Annotated in this window: 28 protein-coding genes and 1 pseudogene; 8 read left to right on the forward strand and 21 right to left on the reverse strand. The window is 57.2% G+C overall.

The genetic code is table 11. The features are described 5' to 3' along the window. Nucleotides 1-65 precede the first annotated feature (65 nt). Nucleotides 66-803, forward strand: coding sequence for an HAD family hydrolase (locus tag AC2IAX_RS05355; RefSeq protein WP_494389660.1), 738 nt, complete (start codon nt 66-68; stop codon nt 801-803). Between the two features lie 33 nt (nt 804-836). On the opposite strand, the gene AC2IAX_RS05360 is transcribed toward AC2IAX_RS05355, so the two are convergent. From AC2IAX_RS05360 to AC2IAX_RS05380, 5 genes are all read right to left on the reverse strand, one after another. Continuing rightward, the gene (locus AC2IAX_RS05360) at nt 837-1,031 is read right to left on the reverse strand and encodes a hypothetical protein (protein WP_099532535.1); all 195 of its coding nucleotides are present in this window, start codon (nt 1,029-1,031) and stop codon (nt 837-839) included. 214 nt (nt 1,032-1,245) lie between these two features. Next, nucleotides 1,246-1,809 (reverse strand): peptide deformylase, encoded by a 564-nt coding sequence (gene def / locus AC2IAX_RS05365; RefSeq protein ID WP_099532536.1) that lies wholly within the window; start codon nt 1,807-1,809, stop codon nt 1,246-1,248. 138 nt (nt 1,810-1,947) lie between these two features. Beyond that, on the reverse strand, nt 1,948-2,304 hold the full coding sequence (locus AC2IAX_RS05370) for a DUF8822 family protein (RefSeq protein WP_494389661.1): 357 nt from the start codon (nt 2,302-2,304) through the stop codon (nt 1,948-1,950). A gap of 406 nt (nt 2,305-2,710) precedes the next feature. After that, nucleotides 2,711-3,151, reverse strand: a complete 441-nt coding sequence (locus AC2IAX_RS05375; protein ID WP_494389662.1) for an HHL1-like protein — start codon at nt 3,149-3,151, stop codon at nt 2,711-2,713. Between the two features lie 62 nt (nt 3,152-3,213). Beyond that, entirely contained in the window at nt 3,214-4,404 is a 1,191-nt protein-coding gene (locus AC2IAX_RS05380; protein ID WP_494389663.1) for an anhydro-N-acetylmuramic acid kinase, read from the reverse strand. 150 nt (nt 4,405-4,554) lie between these two features. Between AC2IAX_RS05380 and AC2IAX_RS05385 the strand changes: the two genes are divergently transcribed. Further along, complete coding sequence (locus AC2IAX_RS05385; RefSeq protein WP_494389664.1) at nt 4,555-5,358, forward strand: RecB family exonuclease; 804 nt, start codon at nt 4,555-4,557, stop codon at nt 5,356-5,358. Between the two features lie 10 nt (nt 5,359-5,368). Here AC2IAX_RS05385 and AC2IAX_RS05390 read toward each other — a convergent pair whose 3' ends face one another. Next, on the reverse strand, nt 5,369-6,619 hold the full coding sequence (locus AC2IAX_RS05390) for a ferrochelatase (RefSeq protein WP_494390288.1): 1,251 nt from the start codon (nt 6,617-6,619) through the stop codon (nt 5,369-5,371). Between the two features lie 398 nt (nt 6,620-7,017). Here AC2IAX_RS05390 and AC2IAX_RS05395 point away from each other — a divergent pair, with 398 nt between their 5' ends. Beyond that, nucleotides 7,018-7,557 (forward strand): hypothetical protein, encoded by a 540-nt coding sequence (locus tag AC2IAX_RS05395; protein ID WP_494389665.1) that lies wholly within the window; start codon nt 7,018-7,020, stop codon nt 7,555-7,557. 175 nt (nt 7,558-7,732) lie between these two features. Here the strand turns inward: AC2IAX_RS05395 and AC2IAX_RS05400 are convergent, their stop codons facing one another. Then, the gene (locus AC2IAX_RS05400) at nt 7,733-8,758 is read right to left on the reverse strand and encodes a CHAD domain-containing protein (protein ID WP_494389666.1); all 1,026 of its coding nucleotides are present in this window, start codon (nt 8,756-8,758) and stop codon (nt 7,733-7,735) included. After that, nucleotides 8,668-9,444, reverse strand: a complete 777-nt coding sequence (locus AC2IAX_RS05405) for a TIGR00297 family protein (RefSeq protein ID WP_494390289.1) — start codon at nt 9,442-9,444, stop codon at nt 8,668-8,670. The genes AC2IAX_RS05400 and AC2IAX_RS05405 overlap by 91 nt, the downstream gene beginning before the upstream one ends. 175 nt (nt 9,445-9,619) lie before the next feature. On the opposite strand from AC2IAX_RS05405, the gene AC2IAX_RS05410 reads away from it, so the two are divergent. Then, the gene (locus tag AC2IAX_RS05410; RefSeq protein ID WP_494389667.1) at nt 9,620-10,093 is read left to right on the forward strand and encodes a VOC family protein; all 474 of its coding nucleotides are present in this window, start codon (nt 9,620-9,622) and stop codon (nt 10,091-10,093) included. Between the two features lie 265 nt (nt 10,094-10,358). Here the strand turns inward: AC2IAX_RS05410 and AC2IAX_RS05415 are convergent, their stop codons facing one another. Beyond that, on the reverse strand, nt 10,359-10,967 hold the full coding sequence (locus AC2IAX_RS05415) for a hypothetical protein (RefSeq protein ID WP_494389668.1): 609 nt from the start codon (nt 10,965-10,967) through the stop codon (nt 10,359-10,361). 178 nt (nt 10,968-11,145) lie between these two features. On the opposite strand from AC2IAX_RS05415, the gene pheS reads away from it, so the two are divergent. The 4 genes from pheS to folK all read left to right on the forward strand — a co-directional run bounded on the left by pheS (nt 11,146) and on the right by folK (nt 14,578). Then, complete coding sequence (pheS, locus tag AC2IAX_RS05420) at nt 11,146-12,150, forward strand: phenylalanine--tRNA ligase subunit alpha (protein ID WP_494389669.1); 1,005 nt, start codon at nt 11,146-11,148, stop codon at nt 12,148-12,150. A 36-nt stretch (nt 12,151-12,186) separates the two neighbouring features. Next, nucleotides 12,187-12,924, forward strand: a complete 738-nt coding sequence (locus AC2IAX_RS05425) for a pantothenate kinase (protein WP_494389670.1) — start codon at nt 12,187-12,189, stop codon at nt 12,922-12,924. Nucleotides 12,925-13,297: 373 nt separating this feature from the next. Next, a complete protein-coding gene (locus AC2IAX_RS05430) occupies nt 13,298-14,071 on the forward strand; it encodes an SDR family oxidoreductase (RefSeq protein ID WP_494389671.1) in 774 nt (257 codons plus the stop codon). A 96-nt stretch (nt 14,072-14,167) separates the two neighbouring features. Continuing rightward, complete coding sequence (gene folK / locus AC2IAX_RS05435; RefSeq protein ID WP_494389672.1) at nt 14,168-14,578, forward strand: 2-amino-4-hydroxy-6-hydroxymethyldihydropteridine diphosphokinase; 411 nt, start codon at nt 14,168-14,170, stop codon at nt 14,576-14,578. An 87-nt stretch (nt 14,579-14,665) separates the two neighbouring features. Here the strand turns inward: folK and purU are convergent, their stop codons facing one another. From purU to AC2IAX_RS05495, 12 genes and pseudogenes are all read right to left on the reverse strand, one after another. Beyond that, on the reverse strand, nt 14,666-15,520 hold the full coding sequence (gene purU, locus AC2IAX_RS05440; RefSeq protein ID WP_494390290.1) for a formyltetrahydrofolate deformylase: 855 nt from the start codon (nt 15,518-15,520) through the stop codon (nt 14,666-14,668). 321 nt (nt 15,521-15,841) lie between these two features. Next, nucleotides 15,842-16,180, reverse strand: coding sequence for an element excision factor XisI family protein (locus tag AC2IAX_RS05445; RefSeq protein WP_494389673.1), 339 nt, complete (start codon nt 16,178-16,180; stop codon nt 15,842-15,844). A gap of 32 nt (nt 16,181-16,212) precedes the next feature. Then, nucleotides 16,213-16,353: pseudogene (locus tag AC2IAX_RS05450) on the reverse strand (element excision factor XisH family protein); the annotation flags it as partial. Nucleotides 16,354-16,496: 143 nt separating this feature from the next. Further along, nucleotides 16,497-16,721, reverse strand: a complete 225-nt coding sequence (locus AC2IAX_RS05455; protein ID WP_494389674.1) for a DUF2283 domain-containing protein — start codon at nt 16,719-16,721, stop codon at nt 16,497-16,499. Nucleotides 16,722-16,816: 95 nt separating this feature from the next. Beyond that, nucleotides 16,817-17,056, reverse strand: a complete 240-nt coding sequence (locus tag AC2IAX_RS05460) for a DUF2283 domain-containing protein (protein ID WP_494389675.1) — start codon at nt 17,054-17,056, stop codon at nt 16,817-16,819. After that, complete coding sequence (locus AC2IAX_RS05465) at nt 17,041-17,367, reverse strand: hypothetical protein (RefSeq protein ID WP_494389676.1); 327 nt, start codon at nt 17,365-17,367, stop codon at nt 17,041-17,043. Before AC2IAX_RS05465 ends, AC2IAX_RS05460 begins: the two co-directional genes overlap by 16 nt. Before the next feature lie 18 nt (nt 17,368-17,385). After that, entirely contained in the window at nt 17,386-20,139 is a 2,754-nt protein-coding gene (locus AC2IAX_RS05470; RefSeq protein ID WP_494389677.1) for a tetratricopeptide repeat protein, read from the reverse strand. Continuing rightward, entirely contained in the window at nt 20,136-20,594 is a 459-nt protein-coding gene (locus AC2IAX_RS05475) for a DUF29 domain-containing protein (RefSeq protein ID WP_494389678.1), read from the reverse strand. Before AC2IAX_RS05475 ends, AC2IAX_RS05470 begins: the two co-directional genes overlap by 4 nt. Nucleotides 20,595-20,613: 19 nt before the next feature. Then, the gene (locus AC2IAX_RS05480; RefSeq protein ID WP_494389679.1) at nt 20,614-21,021 is read right to left on the reverse strand and encodes a hypothetical protein; all 408 of its coding nucleotides are present in this window, start codon (nt 21,019-21,021) and stop codon (nt 20,614-20,616) included. 71 nt (nt 21,022-21,092) lie between these two features. Next, entirely contained in the window at nt 21,093-21,215 is a 123-nt protein-coding gene (locus tag AC2IAX_RS05485) for a hypothetical protein (RefSeq protein ID WP_494389680.1), read from the reverse strand. Between the two features lie 24 nt (nt 21,216-21,239). Then, nucleotides 21,240-21,920: a DUF4340 domain-containing protein gene (locus AC2IAX_RS05490; RefSeq protein WP_494389681.1), complete on the reverse strand. Its 681-nt coding sequence runs from the start codon at nt 21,918-21,920 to the stop codon at nt 21,240-21,242. A gap of 13 nt (nt 21,921-21,933) precedes the next feature. Further along, nucleotides 21,934-23,697, reverse strand: coding sequence for a GldG family protein (locus AC2IAX_RS05495; RefSeq protein ID WP_494389682.1), 1,764 nt, complete (start codon nt 23,695-23,697; stop codon nt 21,934-21,936). Between the last annotated feature and the right edge of the window lie 49 nt (nt 23,698-23,746).

The following is a 23,746-nucleotide window of genomic DNA, read 5'->3' on the forward strand; positions in this document are numbered from 1 at the left end:
CAAGGCAATCAGTTTGCAAACTAATTGCGAAATTCGCTTGTCCATGGTTAGGCAACTGGTGACATATGAGACTAATTACGGATTTCGACGGCCCGATCGCGGATGTTTCAGAACGGTATTACCAGGTCTATCAATACTGTTTGCGGGAAATTGCTCGATCGGGTCAGGAAATCCACCGTTTGTCCAAGCAGGAATTTTGGAACCTGAAACGGGCCCAAGTCAAAGAGGCTGAAATTGGGTTGCGATCGGGCTTGGATGGAACCCAGGCGGATCAATTTGCCCAACTGCGGCGGGACACAGTTCACCGCATGGAATATATGCCGCTGGATCAACCGGTTCCCGGTGCAATCCAAGCGCTGGAGCGGGCCCAAGGCATGGGCTGGGAACTGGTGGTGATGACGATGCGCCGGGTGCGGGAATTGGATGAAGCCCTGGAGCGGTGTGGCTTGGCTCGGTTCTTTACGCCCGATCGCCGCTATTGCCTACCAAATGATTATGTGAAAACCCGCGACGTGGAAGATAAGCCCAAGCTCATGGCCAAAGCCATGGTCGAGCTGCCACCCGCAGCCCTGACCTGGATGGTGGGAGATACGGAAGCGGATATTGCGGCGGCTCGATCGGCTCAAATCCCGATCGTGGGTGTACTCAGCGGAATTCGCGATCGGGATCGCCTGGAAGGATACGAACCCGACGCGATCGCCCCGAATTTGGCCGGAGCGATCGACTACATCATTGCGAAAACGAACCGGGCTACCAAAACAATCGTCCCGCGCGAAGGCAGCCTGCCGAGAGCTGGCTCCTAGGGGCTAGGGTTGCGGGCGATTAGGCGGCTAGCCCTAATCCTGTTGGGCGTTTTTGATGGCCCCAAAGAAACTGGCGATCGTGACGGGAATGCTCAGACCCAGAATCGTCCCCGTGGTGACGGTTCCCAACTCTGGCTCGCCGGACGTGAGTTCAAACACACAGCCCACCGCCGCGATCGCGGCAACGCAGGCGATCGCCAAAAATAAGCCACTCTTAGGAGTCAGCATGGGTTTTGATTTGCTCCGAATTTTTGCTGAAAAATCTTGGTCTGAATTGACCTGAAGTTGCTTTCTTGAAATCGCTTTCTTGAAATCGCTTTCTTGAAATCGCCTTGCTGATATCTTCTCCAGCCTGAAGGTCTGGGGATTCCGGCCCTAGCCCAGCAACCGAAGTTGCTCGACTAGGCCACGGTGTGAAATCGGTTGGCGCGGCTCCCGAGCATTAGCGCACAGGACGCACATCGCCATAGACAAAGCCTTTTTCCTTGAGGGCGGTGGTCAAGGCCAGCTCGTTTTCGACCCGATCGACAAACATCACCCCATTCAGGTGATCCATTTCGTGCTGGATGGCGCGGGCCAACAGCCCATCGGCCTTGAGGGTGCGGGGGCGGCCCGTTTCGTCTTTGTAGGCCACTTCAATTTGGGTGGGGCGTTCCACATCCAAATAGACTCCCGGGATGCTGAGGCAACCTTCTTGGTCGCATTCCAGGGGGCCGCCTGCGGACTTCACCACGGGGTTGATCAAAATAAGGGGTTCCACATCGGCCTTGTCTGGCTCGATGTCAATCACAATAATTTGCTTGTCGATCGCCACTTGGGGAGCCGCAAGGCCGATGCCGTCAGCGCTGTACATGGTTTTCAACATGTCTTCAGCGATTTTGCGCACTTCAGCATCCACTTTGGCCACGCGCTTGGCCGGACGACGCAGCACCCGATCGCCCAGGGTGTGGATTTCAAGGGGCGGATTCTTGAGCTTTTTCTTCTCAACCAATACTTTCGCGGTCATGGGTGGGGCGGTCTTTGGCGGTTACCTTTCTGCCTTCCCATCCTATCGAAAGATTGGTTTTTTCCGTGGACTGGTGCTCAGGGTTGTGGCTGGATGGCAGCAACACCCAAGTAGCTGTTGATTAACCCCGGTAGCTTCCTAAGCGGCGGCCGGCGGATCAAAGCGGCCGCGACCACAACAGGGTTCAATGCCCATCCGATCGAGCAGTAGCTCACTCACCGCATTGGCGATCGCAAATTCACTGAAAAAGCTCTTGGAAAAGTCAAACCCCTGCATTTCCGTCAAAATCGCGATCGCAATGCCATCAATATCATCCTCGCCTTCCATGCGCTGACGGATATAGGCATTGGTGGCTACGCGGGCAATTTGGCTGTTCACGGCCTCGGGAATATATTCCGAGTCGAGGAGGTTTGCGAGGGACTGCTCCAGCCATTGGCGTTCGCGGTCCAAATCTTCAACGGGGGCCAAAATGACGGGCGGAACGGGTTGGGCCATGCCGATCGCTCTCCTGGTGAAAGAGTCCAATGCTTCTGTAGGTCACCATCTTAGCCAAATTGCGCTGATGGTCGATCTTGGGGGCGATCCCAGTAATGGTTACTGCCCGATCGCCCCAGGTCGTGAGACTCGAACTTGGGTCGTAGAGGCTGTTTGAAAAGCCAAAATTGCGACTCCATAGACCCCAGCGATCGACGTAGACAAGGGGCTTAAGACCCTTGCCCCCACGACTATTGGGGATTAGCAAGCGTCTCAAGATCCTTCTCAAATCCATAGGCCCCAGCGATCAACGTAGACAAGGGGCTTAAGCCCCTTGCCCCACGACTATTGGGGATTGGCAAGCGTCTCAAGATCCTTTTTAAACATCCTCTTAACTTCTTAGGTTAGGAAGTTAGGAAATGAGGCACTAGGAGCGGCGAGCCGTGAACCGACTGACCAAACTGCCCAGACCTTCCCGCACTTGGTCGATCGCCCCTTGCAGTGGCCCAGGCAACACCGACGTGGGTTGAACCGCAAGGGTGATTGGATCGTCCTTGTAGGCCTTAACCCGATAGCCATATTCCAAATTGCCCTGCTGTTTTTTCAGGCGCGGAAAAAGCCGGAACGCCCCTTGGCGCAGGTCATTTTCATTGGCAAAGATGGCCTGGTTAATTTGATTACTGCGGTTCACCGCCAGGGCCCCAACCGGGTACCAGGGTTTCTGGTCTTTGACCCGCACGTAAACTTCAAATTCCGGCATTCCCTTCGATCGCATCTCATCAAGCTGACTGGCGGCGGCGGCGCGGCGATCGTTCGATTTTGCTTTGGGTTGGGCTTTGGGCTTGCCGAATCCGGTGGGGGTTGCCAAGGGTGGGGCCTCCAGGGGAAAACTCAGATTTGAAATGTTTTGTTACGAACCTGCCATCGAGTTTACCCTGCGCTGGGGGCGGGCCACACCTCGCCGAGGGGTACGGATTGCCGTGCTCCCGTGGCGGCGGGCAGGTTGCCGGGGCGATCGAGCAGTCGCCAGTAGCCCAAAACGGCAAAGGCGATCGCCTCCTTGCTGCTGGCACAGAGTCCCCATTGATCCGTGGTTTCCAGTGGGATCGCTCCCAAATGATGTTGCAGACGGGCCCAGAGGGTGCGATTGCGACTGCCACCCCCGCAGACCAAGACCCGATCGGGCAGTTGGGGCAAGTGGTTGCGGTAACTGTCGGCAATGGAACGGGCCGTCAGTTCCGTGAGGCTGGCTAACCAATCGGCATCGGACAGATCCAGGGCGATCGCCGCTTGGCGGCTGCGGGCCAACCAGTCCGGGCCAAAGTGCTCGCGTCCGGTTGACTTGGGTGGTTCCTGACTAAAGAAGGGATCCGCCAGCCACTGGGTCACCAGGGGATCTGAAATCTGTCCTTGGGCCGCCCAGGCTCCATCGTGATCGAACATTTGGGCCCCGTTCGTCAGGTGTTGGACCGCCAAATCCACCAACACATTGCCCGGCCCCGTATCCCAACCCCAAACGGCCCCCTCCCAGTCCGTCAAACTGGCAAAACCCCGCCGAGCCGGTAAATAGGTCACATTGCCAATGCCGCCAATATTTTGCACACAGCGACATTCCTGTTCATCACCCAACAGGTAAGCATCCACCCGAGGCACCAACGGCGCACCCTGGCCGCCCATGGCCAAGTCACCCACCCGAAAGTTGCTGACGGTGGTGATGCCGCTCCAGTGGGCGATCGCGCTGCCGCGACCCAACTGCAAGCTGTAGCCCAGGGGTTGCTCGTTGGCCGTTTGGGGTGGGCGATGGAACACCGTTTGGCCGTGGGAACCAATGAAGCGGATGGGTTCTGGATCCGGTTGTGCCGTTTGGATCGTTTTGGCGGCCGCCGCAAATTCCCGGGCGATCGCGTCGTCCAACTGAGCCATGGCCGCCATGGATAGGGATTCACCGGCACAAACCGCCAAAATTTGTGATCGCAAGGCCGCTGGATAGTCAAAGGTTTCAGACCGCAACAGCTTCACTTCCAAGTCTGTTTCCGTTCCCGACAGTTCCACCAATGCCGCATCGATTCCATCAACGGAGGTGCCGCTCATTAACCCGATCGCTCGCATTCCCATGGCCATTTTGGAGGACTTAAAATTGAAGTTATGTCTTAAATCTAAGCAAATCTAACCGAAATTAAGCATCGGCTCCCAATTCTTTTTAGTCTATAGATTCTGCGGTAGATTCTGCGGTCACAAATTTCCGGTTTTTCTGAAGCCCTCTGAAGCCAAATGTCCTATCGACTCTCGCCGGCCAAATTAACCACCTACCAAACCTGTCCCGCTCGATATCAATTTCGCTATGAATATAAAATTCCGACGGCGGGTTTTGGCGGCGCGGCCCTAGGGCGATCGCTCCATGGGGCACTCACGCGAATTTACCGCGATTGGGACTATAGCTATCCCCAAAAACCAGGACTCAGTTGGATTGATGCTTGCTGGACTCAAGAAACCACTGGTCTCACGGAGCGCCAAATTGCCGAGGGCTATGATATTTTGGTGCGCTATTTCCATCACTGGATTGAACCGAGCGATCGCTTCCTCAAACCCCTGGCCACGGAGGCCAAAATTCAAGGTCGATTACAAATCAATGACTTGGAATTTGCCCTCACGGGTCGGCTCGATCGCCTCGATTGGTTTGATTTAGACTCCCTCGAATTAATTGAGTACAAAACCTCACGGCAATTTGTGGAGCCAGATTTTGATCAGCTCACGATGCAAGTGGGCCTCTACGCGATCGCCATCAATCAACAATGGGAACGGGAGCTGAAATACATCAACCTCATTTTTTTGCGGCCCGGGGAATCGGTGCGAATTCCCGTCACTGAAGAACGGTTGATCGCAGCCCAGGCGGTGATTGCAGACTTGGCCCAGCGATTACGAACCGATCGCGCCTGGGAACCCAATCCCGGAACCCATTGCGATCAGTGTCATTACAAACAATATTGCCCAGCCCAAACCACCAGTCCCGAGCCAATTCCCACACCGAATCATCCCGCTTCAATTCTGCAACTATCGCTGAATTTGAAACCTTGAATTTGAAACCTTAATGATGGGAATGTTGATGATGAGCGTGATCATGGGAATGGCCGTGATGGCTATGATTGTCACCATGAGCATGACCGTGATCGTGACTGTGATCATGACCATGATCATGGCTATGGCTTTGGTGGTGATGATGCGCGGAATCAAGGCTGGAGCGATCGAACCCGGCGAAGTGAATTACAGCGCTGGTTTCTGCCAATAACTCCGTAATCAGCGGATCAGCCCAATCCGCCGCCATGGCCAAAAACTCAGGGTGATCATTTACGCAGGGCAATTGTTGATAAACCACCTCAGGATATTGACGCTGGAGCGCTAGGAAAATATGGTCCACATCCAGTAAGGTTTCATGGTTTTCGGTGGCAAACCCGATCGGGGCCATCAAAATTGCTTTGGCTCCCAGTTCAATTAAATTGCGAGCCGCCAATTGAGCATTGGGCTGTGTCCAATCGATCATGGGCGTATCGTGATTGAGCCAGCCGATCGAAATCAGGGGATAGCGAGTGATCAGCTCCCGACGCACCGATTCATACAGGGCTTGGCTTTCAGCAATTCCTGACACAAACCCCTTGGCTTCGTGGGGACAACCATGATTCAGTAGCACAATGCCAATTTGCGACGGCAAAAAGTGCGATCGCCAGTCCCGATCAATTTTTTCGCTCACCAACTTCGCCAGCAGTTGAATATAGCTAGCCTGGTCATAAAACGACGGGAAATAGCGCATTGATCGCACCCAATGGGTGTCGCCATCGGTTAACTGACTCAAGGCCCGGTTGACCTGCTCAATGGCAATTCCACTGGTGAAAATCGAGTCCACCACCAGTAAGGGATAAATCAGTAACTTGCTAAATCCCCGATCGCGAATTTCTGCCAAAACTTGCTCTGGCAAATGGGGACGACAAAAGTTAAACGCCTTAAACACCGAGACGCGATCGCCCCAACGTTGCTTGAGTGCTTGCTCAATGCCCGATCGTTGGCGCTCAAAAATGGCATTGTGGGGGGAAATAAACTGACCGTGCTGGTGACTCCACTCATGCAAATCAAAAGCCGCCAATAATTTTGCCAAAGGCGGATAAACCCATTGAGGAACCGGAGCAAACTTGGCAGTTAACAGGTTCAAAGCCTGTTCGTTGTAATTGGCAAAATCCGCATAGGATTCCACCTCGCCATAGCCCATCAGCAAAACCGCCACCCGATCATCACCGGGCCCAGTTTCGGCTTCCGATGGGTCGATCGCGCTGATTTGGGTTGCCATCAGGGGGGATTGACCTTCAGCCTTTTGGGAAGACGCAGCCACAGCAAATGCCTCATGGGGGGATTCATTTCTATTATGAAAGCGGAATCAGATTTCAGTTGGTCAATCGGCATCAGTTAAGGGAAATTCTTGAGAAGAAGACAAATTTCTTTGGAGATCTTGATCAGGACTTTTATCTTTTTGTAATGCTTGGTCACTAAACGCAAAGATTAATCAAAAATTGGGTAACAATTTCAATGAAAAATTTAAATAGGTCTGCAAAATATTGGGATTCTTGGAATTGTCTCCATGGGGAAAATCAAGCCCCTGGTTCTCAAATTCATGACCCTCAAAATAACGGTCAACTCGCTCACGATCTTCCAATCCAGAGGGATCAGACCCAACGAACCAAGGCCGCCATGCCGATTTGTTGCATTTGTCCCGGCTTTGCGGATCGATCGGCGACGGAACAGTTTTTAGCAGCCACCTGGAAACCCGCCTGGCCGCAACCTTTGGTGATTTGGGAGGCCACCTATCGGGGCGATCGGGTGCTGGAGGCGCTGCGGGCGATCGATCCCCAACGGGCGATCGGGCTAATTGGCTTCAGTGCGGGGGTGGTGGCAGCCTTGGGAGCCGCTCAGGCTTGGCAGCGGCGCGGTGGGCGAGTGCGGGCGGTGTTTGCCTGGGATGGTTGGGGGGTGGCGCTGCCGGGAGGACTGCCAATTTATCGGTTCAGCCACGATCGATGGACGCACCACAGTTCCGCTTGGTTGGGGGCCGGGCGGGCGCAGTTTTGGGCCGATCCACCCCTGTCCCATCAGGCCTTTTGGCGATCGCCCGATCGCGCTTGGGGGTGGTGGTCTGTGCCCGATCGGGCCCCCAGCCGCACGACGGCCGCCGCCATGCTGCAAACCTATCTCCAAGGTTGGTATGGTCTGGGCGAGGATGGCGCAGCCTGATTGATCAATTCCTTGGAACTGTTAAGCAGGATGTTTGAAATAAGTAGGGTTTCTGAAAAGCCAAAACTGCTACCTTGCAGGTTTCACCGATCAGCGAAGACAAGGGGCTTCAGCCCCTTCCCCCCACGACGACTCGTAATTTTGCTAGGGCCCCAAGTGACTGCTCAGACATCCTCTAGGAGTTGAGGTGGGGGCGATTCACCACGTCTCGGATCCGTTCCCGTTGATTGGGGCGATCGAACTGCTCCTGGAGCTTCAGCCAGTTTTCCCAAGCCCGATCGCGCTGTTGCTCCAGCAAACCAGCCCAGGCGGGCGCATCGGTGGCCCACTGAATCCCGATCGTTTTTACCAAAAAGTTTTCCAGCACGGCGATATCTTGCAAATCGCCTAACACGGTTTGGATATCGCCAATCGCGTCGAGCAATCGCTCGTATTCACTGCCATAGAAATCGGTGAAAAGGGCCATTTGATAGCGCACCCGTTTGGCCACCTTGCGCAGGTCATGGATCACCGCCCACTCCAACAACGAAAGATCCGTGACCGATCGCCCCTCGGTTTGCACCAACCAGCCGGGATGCATTAACCAGTGGGACAAAATGGGCAACAGCAAATCGGGAACCACTACCACGGCGGGCCAATCGGCGGCGGGCCGCAGGCGCGGCTGGGCAATCCAACGCCCAAGGGCCGTGTTGATGGCGGGCCATTCGCGTTTTTGTAGGGTTTTGCTGACGCGACCGAAGGCTTTTTGGCGCTGGCCGGCCAGCTCTTCGCGAACCGTTTGCAAAAGGGGCTGTTCTTCCGGGGGGAGGTTTTGGAGGTAGCGATCGCGCAAGGTTTCGTCCATCACGTCCAAATCGCGCAGTTCCCCCAAAATTCTGGCCACTTGACCCACGGCCCGCTCGCTGGCCCGTTTGGGCAGCTCAATGGCCGAGGCAAAACCCACCATGGCCGATCGCAGCCGTCGCAGGGCCACACGCATTTGATGCAACTCTTCGGGATCCTGATCTTTGAGGACGGCGGCTTCGTGGCGGCCGGCCTTGGCCCAATGCTTTTCGATCGCGGCTTGGGCCGTGGCCCCAAGGCTGCGGGGGTTGGGGTCGGCGGGCGAGTCTAGGGGCTGATCGTCGGCCACCCGATCGCGATCGCCAGCAGGGCCGCCAGCAGGGTTTGCAGACCGTTCACGACTTCGTTTGTTAACCATGGCTGCTGCTCCTGCCAAGTCGCGCCCACAATACTTTCCACTGTTGTAGCCAGGAATGCAGCGATCGCGCATCCCAAAATTCCGAAGGGAGAAATTAAGCCCACTCCCCAGGCCACAAGGGCTTGGGCGATCGAGGCGGCCAAACCGGCCAGGGTTCCTTCCAGGCTGACGGCTCCTTCGGTTCCCGGCGGCACGGGCTGAAAGGAAATCACCGAAAAGGTTCGCCGGCCATAGGCTTTGCCAATTTCACTGGCGCAGGTGTCGGAGAGTTTGGCGCTGAAGCTGGCGGCATAGGCCAAACTCAGAAGGGGGAGCCAGGTTTGGGCGATCGCCCGATCTGGCATCAATGACAACAGCCCGATCGCCCCGGCACAAAGGGCCCCGCCAAGGGCCGATCCCCAAACGTTTTCCGGGCCCCTTGCGCCCGATCGTTTCTCGGCAATGCCAGCGGCTTCCTTGCGGGCCAAACCCACCCGAGTGACGGCCGACCCCGCCAAAAAATAGAACCCCACCACGGCATAGCCCGGCCAGCCCATGCAACCCCACACCAACACACCCAAAATCCAAGCATGGACAATGCCGGCCGGTGTGAGCAGTTTTTTGGGGGCGATCGCCACTAGGGTGAGCAGCAGCGTGTTCAGCACCGCGGCCGTGAGCCAAGGGTGTTGGGTTGCTTGCTGGGTGATTGGCGTTGCGATCGCGCTGAAATCCACGGCAGCCTTTTCCTTCAGACCTCTCCTGCCATGCTATCAGGTGGATGGTGGTTCCCTCTGGCTTTGGCCATTTCTCTAAACCGTTCTCATCATGATCACTTCAACAGCAATAACTTCAGCAACCGGGACTGTAGCGATTCCCGCAAATTTGGAAGTAACTCCCACGGGTCAACCCTTCGGTTCCGAAAGTCCCCGGGCGATCGCCCTGTTTCACTTGGCCTTTCCGGTGGCCGACCTGGCCCAAACCAAGGCCTTTTATATTGATGGACTGGGTTGCACCGCTGGACGAGAGGGGCCCAACTCGCTGATTTTGAATTGCTATGGCAACCAAATCGTGGCCCACGTGAGTCCTGGGGCCTGCCAACCGCAAAAGGGGATCTATCCACGCCATTTTGGGTTGGTGTTTGCGGCCTTGGCCGACTGGCAGACCTTGATCGATCGAGCCGAGGCCAAACAACTCACCTTTGAGCAGCCCCCGCGCCGTCGGTTTCCTGGGGAGCAATTGGAGCATTACACGGCATTTTTAGCCGATCCGTTCCATAATTTGCTGGAATTTAAGCACTATGTTCATCCTGAGGCGATTTTTGGGGCCGTGGATGACCAACGGGTGGGCGATCACTAAGAGGATGCCTGAAAAGCCAAAATGGCTACTCTGTACGCCCCGGTGATCGACGCAGACAAGGGACTTACCCCTTGTGACAACGATTAGGGCGCGGAAGATCAACCGTTTCAGCACCACCTCGCAAAATGGCGGCGCGCCCTAATTTTCTTGGGTTAATTTTCGGGCGTTGACGTTTGGGCGTTGCGCTTGGCGACCCTGGCTCCAAGGCGGTCAGCCCTGATCCCTATCAATGCAGACTGCGCTTGTTGACAGGGCCGATCGCCCTCTAAATTTCCTCAAAGCGAATGTTGGTGTTCATGGTGTCAGGAGAGAGCATGGTTCCCTGCAACACCAAGACCACCGAGGGGCTGCCACTGCCTTGAACCGTCACTTGGTCACCCACTTCCAGGGTGTTGCGCGGGGCGGTGCTGCTGGGTTTGAGGCCCAAGCTGGCCGGCGGGTCAAAAACAATGCTGAACCCCCATTGCCCGATCGTGGTGTTGATGGTGCGTTCGGTGTAGCCCAGGCGGCCAAGGGCTTGGCGATAGAACTGGATGGCGGCTTCCGCGTTGGATTTGCTCTGGAAGTTCAGGCTTTGCTGGCCGTAGGCATTGGCCGCAAAGATGGCGGGCCGGTTGGCGGGGGCAGTGGTTGGTTGGGGCAACCCGCGCAAAATATTGAGGACGTTGGGGGCGCTGGGCTGGCTGGGGCGGGTTTGGGCGATCGCCTGGGGGGCGGCTAAGTTCAAAATCCCGATCGCCCCACCGAGCAGTCCACCGGTCACCAACAAACCCAACAGCCCGATCGCCAGGGGATTCGCCGGAGAATTCGGGGTTTGGCGCTGGCTTGTCTGGCTCAGATAGCTGGTCTCAACCGTTTGAGGTTCGCTCATCATTAAATTAACCAAATCCTAAGGCCAGGATCTTAGGCCAGAAAACAAGCGGGCGATCGCCCGATGCTCTATCCTTTGATGGAATGGGTGATGATTTCAGCCGATTGCTTTGCGATTTTTTGGCGCATTCGGCGAATTCATTAAACCCACTCCATGCCGCCTTTCTCAATTGTTTTCAGCCATGACTGCCACCCAGGTCAGCGACCTCGAAGCCCAACTGAGCCAACTGCAAGCCGAAGCCCAAGGCGCGATCGGCCAAGCCCCTGACCTCGACGCGATCGAGCAGTTGCGCGTTGCCTTCCTGGGCAAAAAAGGCAAAATCTCCGCCGTGCTGGGGGGCATGGGCAAGCTGCCCGCCGAAGATCGGCCACGGATTGGAGCCAAGGCCAACGAAGTGAAAGACGCGGTGCAAGACCTGCTCGATCGCCGCCGAGCAGACCTGCAAGCGGCCGCCATTCGGGCCCGGCTGGATGCGGAAACCTTGGATGTGACCGCGCCGGGAACCTATCGCCCCCTGGGCCGCAAGCATCCCCTCGCCAGCACGATCGACCGGGTAGTCGATATCTGCGTTGGCTTGGGTTACACGGTGGCCGATGGCCCCGAAATGGAAACGGACTATTACAACTTCGAGGCCCTGAACACGCCCGCCGACCACCCGGCCCGCGACATGGCCGACACCTTCTATTTGCCCGATGGCAACCTGCTGCGCACCCACACTTCCGCCGTGCAGCTTCGCTACATGGAAGAGCGCGAACCGCCCATCCGCGTTGTGGCTCCCGGCCGGGTCTATCGACGCGACCAGGTGGATGCAACCCATGCGGCCGTGTTCCATCAAATTGAACTGCTGGCGATCGATGAGGGCCTGACCTTCACGGACATGAAAGGCACGATCGAAACCCTCCTGGGCGAAATTTTTGGGGAAGTGGAAGTGCGGTTCCGCGCCAGCTACTTCCCCTTCACGGAACCCTCGGCGGAGGTGGATGTGAAGTGGAAAGGGCGCTGGTTAGAGGTGCTGGGTTGCGGCATGGTGGATCCGAACGTGATGAAGTCCGCTGGGCTGGATCCGGAGGTCTACTCAGGCTTTGCGGCGGGCTTTGGGGTGGAGCGTTTCGCCATGGTTCTGCACCAAATCGATGATATTCGCCGGGTTTACGCCAGCGATCTGCGGTTTTTGCGCCAGTTCTAAGCAGGTCTCACTCCATCAGGTTTAACTGTGCTCCCGATGGCGACGAGCAACGCTGGGGCCGATCGCTGGCGATCTCTGATGGTGGGGAATTCGCGCTGGCATTGGGGCGATTGGATGGGTGATCGGCTCGATCGGGCCTGGGATGATGCGCAGCCGCCCACGGATGATTTAGCCCAAGGGCGACCCGTTTGGGCCGCCTCAGTGGTTCCGGGGGCACTCGATCGATGGAGCGATCGGGCTGACTGGCACATCATCACGTTGGCCGATATCCCGATCGGGGGGTTATATTCCACCTTGGGAGTCGATCGCGCCTTGGCCGTGCTGGGCGCGGGTCAGCGCTACGGCTTCCCGGCCCTGGTGATTGATGGAGGCACGGCCTTGACCGTGACGGCTGTGGATCCAAACCGACACCTGATCGGCGGGGCGATCGCGCCGGGATTGGGGTTGCAATTGCGTAGCCTCACGGAAAAAACCGCCGCCCTGCCGTCCGTGTTGCCACCCACCCAACTCCCACCCCTCTGGGCCAAGGATTCGATCGGGGCGATCGCCAGCGGGGCAGCCTGGGGCGTGGCGGCCCTGGTGCAAACTTGGTTGCAAGCCTGGCGATCGCGCTATCCCCACGGCACGGCGGTGATGACCGGCGGCGATGGCCCCGCGATCGCGCAATATCTCCGGGCCATGAACCCAACCCTCACGGTTGATTTACACCAGGATCCTTCCGTTATCTTTGCGGGCATTCAAGCCGTTCGTTCTGAAAGGGTATCTGAGAAGTAACTTGGGGTACTTGTAAAGATGCTAGTAGCCGCAGGGGCAAGGAACTAAAGATGCTAGTAGCCGCAGGGGCAAGGAACTAAAGATGCTAGTAGCCACTAAAGATGCTAGTAGCCGCAGGGGCAAGGGGCTTAAGCCCCTTGTCTTCGTCAATCAATACAACCCACAAGGGAGTAGTTTGGGCTTTTCGGACATCCTCTCAGAACAAACCAGAACTTTTCCAAAGCCCTTGAGCACTCATCCGCGACAGATCAACCCCAGATGAGCCAGAACGTAACAGAATATTAATAATCGGTTTAAACTGCTTAATTGCGTTGTTTTGAACTCGTTGGGTCGCGATTGCCCAGGACATTCTGAGACTTTATTTCCCCCAATCATGACCCAAACTCAAGGTACGGCACTGGTTACGGGTTCCGCCATTCGACTTGGCAAGGCGATCGCCCTCGGTTTAGCCAAAGCAGGCTACAACATTGCATTGCACTATGGTTCCTCCCACGATGCAGCCCAGGAAACGGCGGCGGAATTTCGCGCCTTGGGAGTGGAATGCGAGCTGTTTCCCTTTGACTTGCTCCACGAGCCGGATATGCAGCCGTTGATCGATCGCGTGCGATCGCGTTTTGGCGATTTAAACCTGTTGGTTAACAGCGCTTCCGTGTATGACGCAGCCCCGATCGCAGACACAACGCCTGACCTGTTTGCCAAGCAATTTAAGGTGAACTTTGAGGCCCCCTATTTCCTCACCCAAGCCTTTGCCAAAAACGGCGGAACCGGCTGTGTGATTAACATCATCGACAACAAGGTAGCCTTCAATCAATATCAATATTCAGCCTATTTGCTCTCCAAAAAAGCCTTGGCAGAATTTACGAAATTGGCGGCGATCGAGCTAGCTCCCCAAGTGCGCGTCAATGGCATTGCTCCGGGTGTCATTTTGCCCGCCGGGAGCCGCACCAGTGACTATATTCAGTGGCGAGTTCAGGGCATTCCCGTAAAGCAACAAGGCTCCACGGAAAACATTTCCCAAGCGGTGAGCTATATCCTGAATAATCCTTTCGTGAATGGGCAAATTTTGTTTGTGGATGGGGGAGAGTCCCTAACCAATGTGGGGCAAAACGCCGTGACCTACGAGCAGACCACCCAAATTAAGCAATAAGCACAAGGGCGATCCCAACCGGCGATCGCCCTTTTTTACGGCCATAGCCGGTTCCCGTTTAACCAACTTCTGACCCCGCTTCTGAGGCTCAATTCCATGTATCAAGCGATTTTGTCCGTTGGTTCCAACATTGAACCCCAGCACCACTGCCAGCAAGCGGAGCAAATTTTAGCCCAGGAACATCAACTGGTTGATAAATCCGCTTACATTGTGACCGCCCCCGTTGGCTATCAGGATCAGGATGATTTCTTGAATGGAGCCTATTGGGTATCCACAAATTTAAGCTATTTGGAATTTAATCAATATTTGAAGGATTTAGAAAAGCGCTTAGGGCGTGTCAAGGGGCCAATTAAATCTGGCCCCCGGACGATCGACCTAGACATCATCATTTGGGACGGGCAAGTGGTGCATGATGATTTTTATAGCAAAGACTACACCAAAATTCCGGTGCAAGAGCTGCTCGATCGCCACGGAATTCAACTGGAAGCATCCCAGGCGATCGGCTAGGTTTCCCGCAGCGATCGCATCACCCCTGGCAACCGATCAACTGCCCCTTTCATCACCAAATTTCAAGTGAATTCCCGGTTCAGAAACCTACTCAAACACCACGGTACGGTTGCCGTAAACCAAAACGCGGTGTTGCAAATGCAGGCGCACGGCGCGGGCCAGCACCACTCGTTCTAAGTCCTTGCCTTTGCGGATCAAATCTTCCACGGTGTCGCGGTGGCTAACTCGCGAAACATCCTGTTCAATGATTGGCCCCTCGTCCAGATCTTGGGTGACGTAGTGGGCCGTTGCGCCAATCACTTTCACGCCGCGATCGTGGGCGCGTTGGTAAGGATTTGCGCCGGGAAAGGCGGGCAAAAAGGAATGGTGAATGTTAATCGCATTGGGGAAGGCGGCAACAAATCCCGGCGTGAGGATTTGCATGTATTTCGCCAGCACGACCAAATCAATTTGGTAGCGATCGAGTAGTGCTAATTGGGTGGCTTCGGCTTCGGCTTTGGTGTCTTTGCTGATCGGGACGTGGTGATAGTCGATGCCAAATTGTTGGGCGATCGGGGCCAAATCAGGGTGATTGCTAATAATCAGCACGATGTTAGCGGGGATTTCACCAGCTTTGTTGCGCCACAACAGGTCGAGCAGGCAGTGGTCTTGGCGGCTGACCCAAATGGCCATGCGGGGAATTTCATCGGAAAAGTGCAGTTGCCAAGTTGCGCCGAGGGGTTTGGCGATCGCCCCGAAGGCTGGGTTAATCAGATCGCGGGGCAAGTTAAAGCCGTCGAGCTGCCACTCCACGCGGCTGAGGAACAAATTGGCGGTGGGGTCTTGGTGTTGGTCGGCGTGCAGAATGTTGCCGCCGTTGGCATCAATGAAGCTGGCAATTTTGGCGACTAGGCCGCGCTGGTCGGGGCAGTTGATCAGGAGGGTGGCGGTGGGCGAAGACATGGCAGGCGCTGACGGGGAGCGATCGAACCTTTGAATTTTAAGCGAAACCCCGACGGCGGCCCGCACGGATGACCCCACGGGTTTTGCGTGGCCCATGGGCGAGGCAATGGGGCGATCGGCCCTCGGGATCCCGATCCGGTTTTTGGCGGGAAGGGCGATCGGGTAGGGGCGTACCGCTGTACGCCCTCCGCCAGGGTCGATCGGTTGCCACGAATGGGTCATTGCAGATCTCGCTTATCGGAGGGCGCATCGCTATGCGCCCCTACGGGGTTTCGGGTGGGGCGGTGGTCGGGGGAGGTCGGCGGCGCGATATGGCTCGGCTCATGCCACCGCGAATTCGGAGAGGGGGCGCTCTTCGGGAGCAAGGAAACCAAGGACGATATCGGTGTTGGGAATGCCAGCTCGCATCAGGTCGGTGGCGATGCCGTCGGTGGTTTCGTCGGTTTCGATCCAGATTTTGCCGTTTTTGAGGCGAGCAAAAATCATGATTTTTTCGATGCGTTTGCGGTTTTTCCAGCCAACGCATAGCCACAGGCAGTAACCCCGATCGCGATCGATGATCAGGCAGTTTTCATCGGTGTCGCTGGCGGCTCGGTTTGCCCAGTCGTGGTAGTCCTGTACGGTGGCTTCGAGGATGTTTAGGTACGCTGCGGTGTCCATAAAACGATCTCCGGGGTGTCTGGATTTACGGGGGCGATCGGGCGGGCGGCGGCGAGGTCAGCGAGTAGGAGATCGTCTTGGTATTCGATGCGATAGGGATCGGCGAGGATTGTCCAGCCGTCGGTGATCAGGGCGTTTTTAATGGCGTTGTGGTAGAGGTCTTTGGCGGGCATCAGGCGGGATTAGGCGTTGAGTGGATCGCGTAGGGTGAGTGGGAGAACGCTTTTGGGGTAACGGTTGGGTTGGGTTGTCTCCCACGCACCGTTGATCACCCCTCGGGATCCCGATCCGGTTTTTGGCGGGTAGGGCGATCGGGTTATGCGGCCCGGTTTTGGCTGGCGTTCAGGATGGTTAAACCGACCAAGATTTCGTTGTGATAGTGGTAGATGATGTTGTCTTCGAGGGTGCTGTCGTTGGCGTTTTGGGGTTTGCGAAAGCTGAGATAGAGCACATCGGCGATCGGGTCGTAGCTACTCCAAATTTGGTTGGAGGGAGCCTGGAGCAGATGGGGGATGGCGTTTAGGATTGCGGGCGTTGCCATTGGATTCCTCGCTGGGTGATTTTGTGGGGTTTTGAGGTCAAAAATGCGGTGATCGCCCCTCGGGATCGTGATCCGGTTTTTGGCGGGAAGGGTGGCTATGGGGCGATCGCGAGGCGGAGATCAGCCCAGAGGGGCAATTGCAGGGGGCGATCGGTTTGGAGGCGTTTTGAGAAGCCGAAGATTTCGATCGCTTCGATGTCGTTGGTGTTGGGGTTGAAGCGGGCGAGTAGGCCGTCGCCGAGTTCTTCGGTTTCCTGTTCAGGATAGGGCGGGCAAATAGCAATCAGGAGGCTGTCGCTGGCGCGATCGTAGCTGAGGCTTAGGGTTGGGGCCATTCGACGGTTCCTCCGGTGATTTTACGAGCGGTATAGGCGGTGATGATCCAGTGGTGAGGCGGGTCAGTTTCGCTGACAGTAATGATGACCAAATGCCGGCCAGTGCGAATGGTTTCAAACCATTTTGAGAACAGTCGGGTTTGCGGATCGTAATCGCTACGGCGCACGAGGTCTGGACGGGCAAGGGTTTGGGCAATTTCGCTCTCGAAGTTGGGCCAGGTTCCAGGATGTCGGGCTTGGATGTGCTCAATTCGGTCATCCCTGAGTTCCACGTCAGCATTGAGATACGGACAGGGAAAGTGCTGGGCCATCTTGCAATTTGAGGAGGCTTATTGGTCTGGGTTGGTTTGTAGGGCTGTCAAGATCGATTGGGTGAGGGGGTGGTCGGAGAGGTCGGCGGCGCGATCGGCTTTGATCACGGCTTGCACGAAGGCGATGAAATTTCCCAAACCGGTTTGGGTGTTGGGATGGTCTTGACCGAGTTTTTCTAGAAAAATCTCCAAGCAGCGCCTGTAGAGGGGTTCCGCTGCCTCGTACCGTCCCTGGGATCGATAGAGTCCTGCCAAGTTGTTGAGGTCGGTGGCGACTTCGGGATGGTCTGGCCCGTAGACTTTCTCATCGATTTCCAGCGATCGCCTGTAGAGGGGTTCCGCTGCCTCGTACCGTCCCTGGGATCGATAGAGTCCTGCCAAGTTGTTGAGGTCGGTGGCGACTTCGGGATGGTCTGGCCCGTAGACTTTCTCATCGATTTCCAGCGATCGCCGGTAGAGGGGTTCCGCTGCCTCGTATCGTCCCTGGGATTGGTAGAGTTCTGCCAAGTTGTTGAGGCTGGTGGCGGTGTCGGGATGGTCGGCTCCCAGCAATCGCTCACGGATTTCCAGCGATCGCCGGTAGAGGGGTTCCGCTGCCTCGTACCGTCCCTGGGATTGGTAGAGTGCTGCCAAGTTGTTGAGGCTGGTGGCGGTGGCGGGATGGTCGGCTCCCAGCACTTTCTCTTTGATTTCCAGCGATCGCCGGTAGAGGGGTTCCGCTGCCTCGTACCGTCCCTGGGATTTGTAGAGTGCTGCCAAGTTGTTGAGGCTGGCGGCGGTGTTGGGATGGTCGGCTCCCAGCACTTGCTCACGGATTTCCAGCGATCGCCGCAAGAGGGGTTCCGCTTGGGCCAGTTCTCCGCTGTGGTAATGCAACGTACCGAGGGTGTTGAGATAGCGGGCGACCAGCGATCGATTGCTGTCGGGGTGGTCAACAATCGCCACCGCTTCGGCAGCAGCGATCACGCCGGTTCGATAGTCTCCCATATCCTTTAAGCAGTTTGCCAGCTCATGCAGATAGCCCGCGCGTTGGCGGCTGTCGGCGGGCAAGGCTTCCCGCAACTGGTCGAGAGCACGACGATAGCCAGCCAGGGCATCTTTGAACGTGTCGAGATTGCCCGTTTTTCGGGCTTGGTCGTGGGTTTGGCGGGCTTTGCGGAAGGTGGCTTCAAAGGCCGGCAGCAAGCTCAAGCGCACCAGCGGATAGTTAATGGCCTTTTGGGTAGCTTTCAGTTGCTGCTGAATGGCGCTGTCGGCTTGGTTGGCTAACAACCGCTCCAGATGGGCGGTGGCTGCTTGGGCATGGGGCAGACAAAGGCGCAAAGCCTGCACCTGCTCCCAATCGGGCTGCTTGGGGATGGTGGCGGCCCAGTTGGCGGCCACAGTGCCTAGGGTTGCGGCCCAGCGATCGCGCTCGGCGGCAGGCCAGTCGCGCCCCGCAAATTCCTGCACCAGGCTATGGATCTGGTAGTGGTTGGACAGATTGGCCGGGGCGATCACACAGGCATCCAACAGCCGTCCCCGCGCCATTAAGGGGTGGGCGATCGGGGGCGGGGGCGCGGGAGCCGGAGCCGTTGGGGCCGTTGGCTGCCCGGTCAACATAGACCAGAGGCGATCGCGCTTGCGGCGTGGGGGCGGTGGGCTGGCCGGCAGCGGGGCCGGCCCTTGGGCGATCAAATCCGCTACCCAATCCCAAGGAATCGCCGTGGGGCCAAACAAACTGAGCAGCCTGGCCAGGGCTTGGCTGTCGGCATCCAGTCGATCCCAACTGGCTTGCAGGCTGGCCCACAGGCCGCGAGGTGCGGCGGCCGTTGGCGGCGGTTCGGTCAAGGCTGCGTCAATTTCTGCCAACAGTTGGGCGATCATCAGGTGCGGATCAAGTTGCAGCGTAGCGATCGCAATTTTCAGAGCCAGGGGCCAGCCACCGAGGCGATCGAGCAACGCAGCCGTGGCCTGGGGGTCGGCAGCTAGTCGATCGGCCGGGAGCGCCGCCGCCAGCCAATCGCCCATCTCCGCCAAACCGAGGGGAGCCAGCGATCGGGTGGCTTGCTGAGGCCAACCCAGGGTCGATCGCGCCGTCACCAACAACCGAAACGGCGAATCGTCCGTCTCTGGGGGCAAATAGGGGGCGATCGTTTCGGCATAGCGAGCCGGGTCAACGCCATCAATAATCACCAGCGCTTGCCGTTGCGGCCCACAAAATTCTTGCCACTTGCGCCAGCCCTCAGCAATTTGGCGGCGATCGTCGCGCTCAAAGTTCAGCCCAAAGTTGTCCTGCATCCAAGCCGAAAGCTGGGCCGCCAAGTTGCCCGCCTCAAACCAGCCCGCGCCGCCCCGATAGTCCGCTGCTAAGTGGCGCAAGCCATATTCCAGAGCCAGGGCACTTTTACCCAAGCCCCCCAACCCCGCAATGACCAACCGAGGCTCCTGGGCAAAGTGGTCATGGATGGCGGCCAAGTCCTCAGCCCGCCCCACAAAGAGATCGGGCGACAAACCATACTTCGTCAGATTGTTGGGCGGCCCATCGATCGTCGGCTCCAGCGGCGGCGGCACAAAATATTGATTCACCGGGCCATAGAAATGCCCCTGCGACTGGCCATCGAAGACATTGCCTTGCTGGGTTGTGGGCTGGACGGTGACATTCTTATCGCCCGCAACGTTATCGCCTGGGCCGCTATGGTTTTGATTAAACGCATTGTCGTGAATATCATTCGTACCGCCCTTGATATTCAACCCTTGCCAATTTTCCTGCGGTTGTTGCGGGTCACTCATGGGGCATCGGTGGGGGAGTTCAGGTCGATCGGCTGTTCGATCGCCGTTTGCCAATCAAAGGGCGCAACCTCGGGAATCTCGCGATCGGCCAGGCCCGTTTCTTCGAGGGCCATCAACCGACCGCGATCGTAGCCATCCGCAAACACCTCCGGCAACTTGGCACGCAAACTGGGGTTATCGCGCAAAATCGCCGCAATTTCCTGGCGAGCACTGCGAATACTCAACACCCACGATCGACTGCGCTTGGCCGGCTGATAGCGCCACTTCAGCAGATAGGCACAGAGCCGCGCCACTTGGCTAACCAACGCCCGCTTTTCCGATCGCCCCAAGCTTTCCAGCTCCTCCAAAAGATTCTGCGCGTCCAGCTCGCTCCATTGGCCTTGGCGAATCAGCGCCGTTTGTTGCTGCACCCAGCCATAGAAGTCGCTGTCGTAGGTAATGGCTCGATCACTCATCTCCATCGCCCTCGCCGCTTCAAAATTGGAAGGTGTTGCCCGAGATCGTATTCTGACCGCCTTTGACGTTGATGCCTTTCCAGTTTTCGATCGTGATCGCAGGCATGATCGGAGCCACCGCCGCCACCACCTCATCAACCGTGGCTGCCATTGCCGGATCAGCCGCCTCTTCCACCACGATCGCCTCCAACAGCGCCAAATCGTTGAACGGATTTTCCAGATTGGCCGCCGGGAGCCGCGCCGCCACCCGATCGCCCAAGGCCGCCACCCGATCGCGCAGCGGAGCCGCCAACTGTCCCGCGACGGCCTTCAGGGCTGGTAATGTCGCCTCCAGTGCCTCCTTAGTTACAACCTCGCTGACGGTTTCTGCGGACTTCTTGGCCATCAAAACCGCGATACCTGCCAATGCCAATGTGGTGGGTTCCATCGTCTTGCCTAGATTGGGGCGATCTTGGGGCGATCAACCCCTGCTGGTTGCGGGCCATGGGCGATCGCACCTCACATTTTCTTGCAATTGTACTGAAGCCACTTGCGGATCGCCGAACCGGCCTCGCCCCATTGATTGGGCACAATGCAACCCACTAAACCAACCCGATCGGGGCGATCGGGCATAGCAGACACCGGAGGGCGTGCGGCCGTAAGCCCCTACGGCGAGGCTGTTGGGCTGGGACTTGGGCTGACTGTCGGGCTAGCCGTCGGGCTGGGCGAGACCGATTCACTCGGGCTGGCGCTGGGGCTGGGACTCGGGAGCGGCGGCGGTTGCTTCCACTCGGCCAAGGGTCGATCGACCGTGGCGAGCTGAAAATCCTTGGGAATCAGGGCAACGGACACCTGATCCGGCAAGGGATTGGGCGGATCGACCAGCGCGTAGAGAAACGAATCATCAAAGCCCGCTTGCCCGATCGCCAGTCGATGTTGCTGGCCGGTTTTCAGACGCATTGTGATTTCGGCCCGGGGGCGATCGAGTCCCAATTCCGCAAGCTGGGCGGGCGATCGCTCAATGGTGCGATCGCGCTGAGACGAGGCCAGCAAACTGGTCAAAAAGGCCACCGCTCCATCGCTGGCCGGTTCCGCTGTGCCTCCATTCAACCGCAGTTCCCACAGGGTTTGCCCCGGTTGGAAGTTGGCCCGGCGATCGAGCTGCACGGTTCGATCGCCCAGCTTCAGGGTCAACTGTTGAATATCCGCTTCCGCAACGCTAAACAGCTTGGCCTGTTGCTGTTGTTGGGCTTGTTTTTGGGTGGATTGCGTCTCAAACAAAGCCACGCCACCGGCCACCCCCAGGGCGATCGCCAAAATCCAAAGGGTCGAAGATTTGAGCTTCATGGTTGTTCGCTCCCTAGCGTCGCTTCCACCACATCACACCCGCCAAGGTCAGCCCCCCGATCGGGAACACCCCCAGCGCCAACAACAGCAACAGCGCGGACTGCTGATTCGTGATCGTGAAACGGCGATTATTGGGTTCGCGTGGCCGAATGGAAAGGCTGCTGGCGGCGCGATCGCCCAACCAACCCACGGAATTCAGAAACACATCGCCATTGAGCTGCTGGCTAAATAGCCCATCCGCCATAAACGACGAGTTCCCAATCACCACCAACCGAGCGGCTTTCGGAGGGGCCGGGCTGGGGGAGGGACTCGGCGAAGGACTCGGGGCCGGGCTGGGGCTAGCCGTCGGGGATGCGGTTGGAGAGACGGTCGGACTGGGGCTAGCAGTTGGGGATCCAGTTGGAGAGACGGTCGGACTGGGGCTAGCGATCGGGCTGGTCGTTGGGCTAGGGCTGGGAGACGGAGAGGGACTCACGGCCGGTTCAGGGGCGATCGCCCGTTCCAAGGCTACCCCCAAAACCAACGGCCCTTGGCGATCTTGCGGGGGCGTGAAGGTGAGTTGTTGGGCGGTGGGTTGACTTTCAGCCCAGCTCTTTTCGTCGGTTTTGATCAGAGGCGTGGCCGTGATGCCGCTGGTGTTGACGATTTCGAGCGATCGCGCCACCGGGTAAATCGAAACCCCGCCTTTGAAATCCTGGGTGATGGGATGGTCGCCATATTGGGTGACGATCGGGGCATCGGGGCCTAAGCCGGCCAACTGACCCGTTCCCGACGCATCCACCACCAGGCGGTTATCCAACTTCACCCCCCAACGGGTTAACAGTTGGCTAAGACCGCCATCGGACGCGGGATCCAGCAGCGCCAACAGCCGCCCACCCCGCTGCAAATAGGTTTCCAACAGCACCAGTTCCCGATCGAGCAAGGGACGTTGGGGGCCGATGATGGCTAAAGCAAGGCCATCCTCGGGAATTTTGCCCTCGCGAATCAGGTTCAAGGGTTTGGCGATGAAGTTCTTGGCCTTGAGGCCCGTCACCGCTTCCGTCAAACCGCCCTGTTCCCCTTCAATTGGGCGTTCCCCGTGACCTTGCAGGAAATAAACCGTTGCTTGGGTGGTGCTGGAAAGCTGGGCGATCGCGTTGGTTAACTCCGTTTCCTTCAGGCGACTTTCGGGCCCCAAGGTGGTCACCAAACGTTTTTGGTCGCCCGATTCCAAATACACTTCCCCAAAGGATTTGACCTTGAAACTTTGGGCCCGGCCAAAATCCACCTGTGGATCCACTAATTCATAGGTGAAGTTGGGATTTAATTTGGCGTAATTATTTAGCAGTTCTCGATCGGTATCAGAGAGCGATCGATCAAAAACCAAGATTTTGATTTTTTGACCCAAATTGCGCACTGTTTCCTGGGTTTCAGGGGCCAGCGTAAACAGTTGGGTTTCGGTTAAGTCAAACTTGGTGCTGTAGCGAGATCCCAAGAAATTGATCGCCCCAAAAATTAGCAAAGCCGCCAAGGTTGCCAACAGCGCATTGGTATTGGATTGGGTTGATCGCTGGCTCCAAGTGCGGCGCAAATTCCCTTGGGTGACCAGCCAAATCCCGATCGCCACAATGCCAGCGACCATCAGCCCCCCAGCCAAGGGGCCCCAGCCACCCACAAAGCCCGCAGACAGGCCCGCCGCCATCAGGAACAGACCTACAAAAATTAGATATTTAACGAGATATTTCAGCCCAGATTTGAGATAACGAGGCAACAGTTGCCGCACGGATGCCGGTTTCATAGCCACTGAATCAGTTCCCCACTAAATGGCAAAAACGCCAAAATGAATA

The organism is Limnothrix sp. HT2024 (genome assembly GCF_059138625.1).

Excerpts from the sequence above, each read along its gene's own strand:
- pheS (WP_494389669.1), top strand. The coding sequence starts at position 11,146 with ATGACTGCCACCCAGGTCAGCGACCTCGAAGCCCAACTGAGCCAACTG.
- AC2IAX_RS05425 (WP_494389670.1), top strand. The coding sequence starts at position 12,187 with ATGGCGACGAGCAACGCTGGGGCCGATCGCTGGCGATCTCTGATGGTG.
- AC2IAX_RS05395 (WP_494389665.1), top strand. The coding sequence starts at position 7,018 with ATGCCGATTTGTTGCATTTGTCCCGGCTTTGCGGATCGATCGGCGACG.
- AC2IAX_RS05470 (WP_494389677.1), bottom strand. The coding sequence starts at position 20,139 with ATGAGTGACCCGCAACAACCGCAGGAAAATTGGCAAGGGTTGAATATC.
- AC2IAX_RS05460 (WP_494389675.1), bottom strand. The coding sequence starts at position 17,056 with ATGGCCCCAACCCTAAGCCTCAGCTACGATCGCGCCAGCGACAGCCTC.
- AC2IAX_RS05360 (WP_099532535.1), bottom strand. The coding sequence starts at position 1,031 with ATGCTGACTCCTAAGAGTGGCTTATTTTTGGCGATCGCCTGCGTTGCC.
- AC2IAX_RS05465 (WP_494389676.1), bottom strand. The coding sequence starts at position 17,367 with ATGGCCCAGCACTTTCCCTGTCCGTATCTCAATGCTGACGTGGAACTC.
- folK (WP_494389672.1), top strand. The coding sequence starts at position 14,168 with ATGTATCAAGCGATTTTGTCCGTTGGTTCCAACATTGAACCCCAGCAC.
- AC2IAX_RS05445 (WP_494389673.1), bottom strand. The coding sequence starts at position 16,180 with ATGGACACCGCAGCGTACCTAAACATCCTCGAAGCCACCGTACAGGAC.
- purU (WP_494390290.1), bottom strand. The coding sequence starts at position 15,520 with ATGTCTTCGCCCACCGCCACCCTCCTGATCAACTGCCCCGACCAGCGC.
- AC2IAX_RS05495 (WP_494389682.1), bottom strand. The coding sequence starts at position 23,697 with ATGAAACCGGCATCCGTGCGGCAACTGTTGCCTCGTTATCTCAAATCT.
- AC2IAX_RS05390 (WP_494390288.1), bottom strand. The coding sequence starts at position 6,619 with ATGGCAACCCAAATCAGCGCGATCGACCCATCGGAAGCCGAAACTGGG.
- AC2IAX_RS05480 (WP_494389679.1), bottom strand. The coding sequence starts at position 21,021 with ATGGAACCCACCACATTGGCATTGGCAGGTATCGCGGTTTTGATGGCC.
- def (WP_099532536.1), bottom strand. The coding sequence starts at position 1,809 with ATGACCGCGAAAGTATTGGTTGAGAAGAAAAAGCTCAAGAATCCGCCC.
- AC2IAX_RS05400 (WP_494389666.1), bottom strand. The coding sequence starts at position 8,758 with ATGGTTAACAAACGAAGTCGTGAACGGTCTGCAAACCCTGCTGGCGGC.
- AC2IAX_RS05370 (WP_494389661.1), bottom strand. The coding sequence starts at position 2,304 with ATGGCCCAACCCGTTCCGCCCGTCATTTTGGCCCCCGTTGAAGATTTG.
- AC2IAX_RS05415 (WP_494389668.1), bottom strand. The coding sequence starts at position 10,967 with ATGATGAGCGAACCTCAAACGGTTGAGACCAGCTATCTGAGCCAGACA.
- AC2IAX_RS05380 (WP_494389663.1), bottom strand. The coding sequence starts at position 4,404 with ATGGCCATGGGAATGCGAGCGATCGGGTTAATGAGCGGCACCTCCGTT.
- AC2IAX_RS05455 (WP_494389674.1), bottom strand. The coding sequence starts at position 16,721 with ATGGCAACGCCCGCAATCCTAAACGCCATCCCCCATCTGCTCCAGGCT.
- AC2IAX_RS05490 (WP_494389681.1), bottom strand. The coding sequence starts at position 21,920 with ATGAAGCTCAAATCTTCGACCCTTTGGATTTTGGCGATCGCCCTGGGG.
- AC2IAX_RS05430 (WP_494389671.1), top strand. The coding sequence starts at position 13,298 with ATGACCCAAACTCAAGGTACGGCACTGGTTACGGGTTCCGCCATTCGA.
- AC2IAX_RS05475 (WP_494389678.1), bottom strand. The coding sequence starts at position 20,594 with ATGAGTGATCGAGCCATTACCTACGACAGCGACTTCTATGGCTGGGTG.
- AC2IAX_RS05385 (WP_494389664.1), top strand. The coding sequence starts at position 4,555 with ATGTCCTATCGACTCTCGCCGGCCAAATTAACCACCTACCAAACCTGT.
- AC2IAX_RS05355 (WP_494389660.1), top strand. The coding sequence starts at position 66 with ATGAGACTAATTACGGATTTCGACGGCCCGATCGCGGATGTTTCAGAA.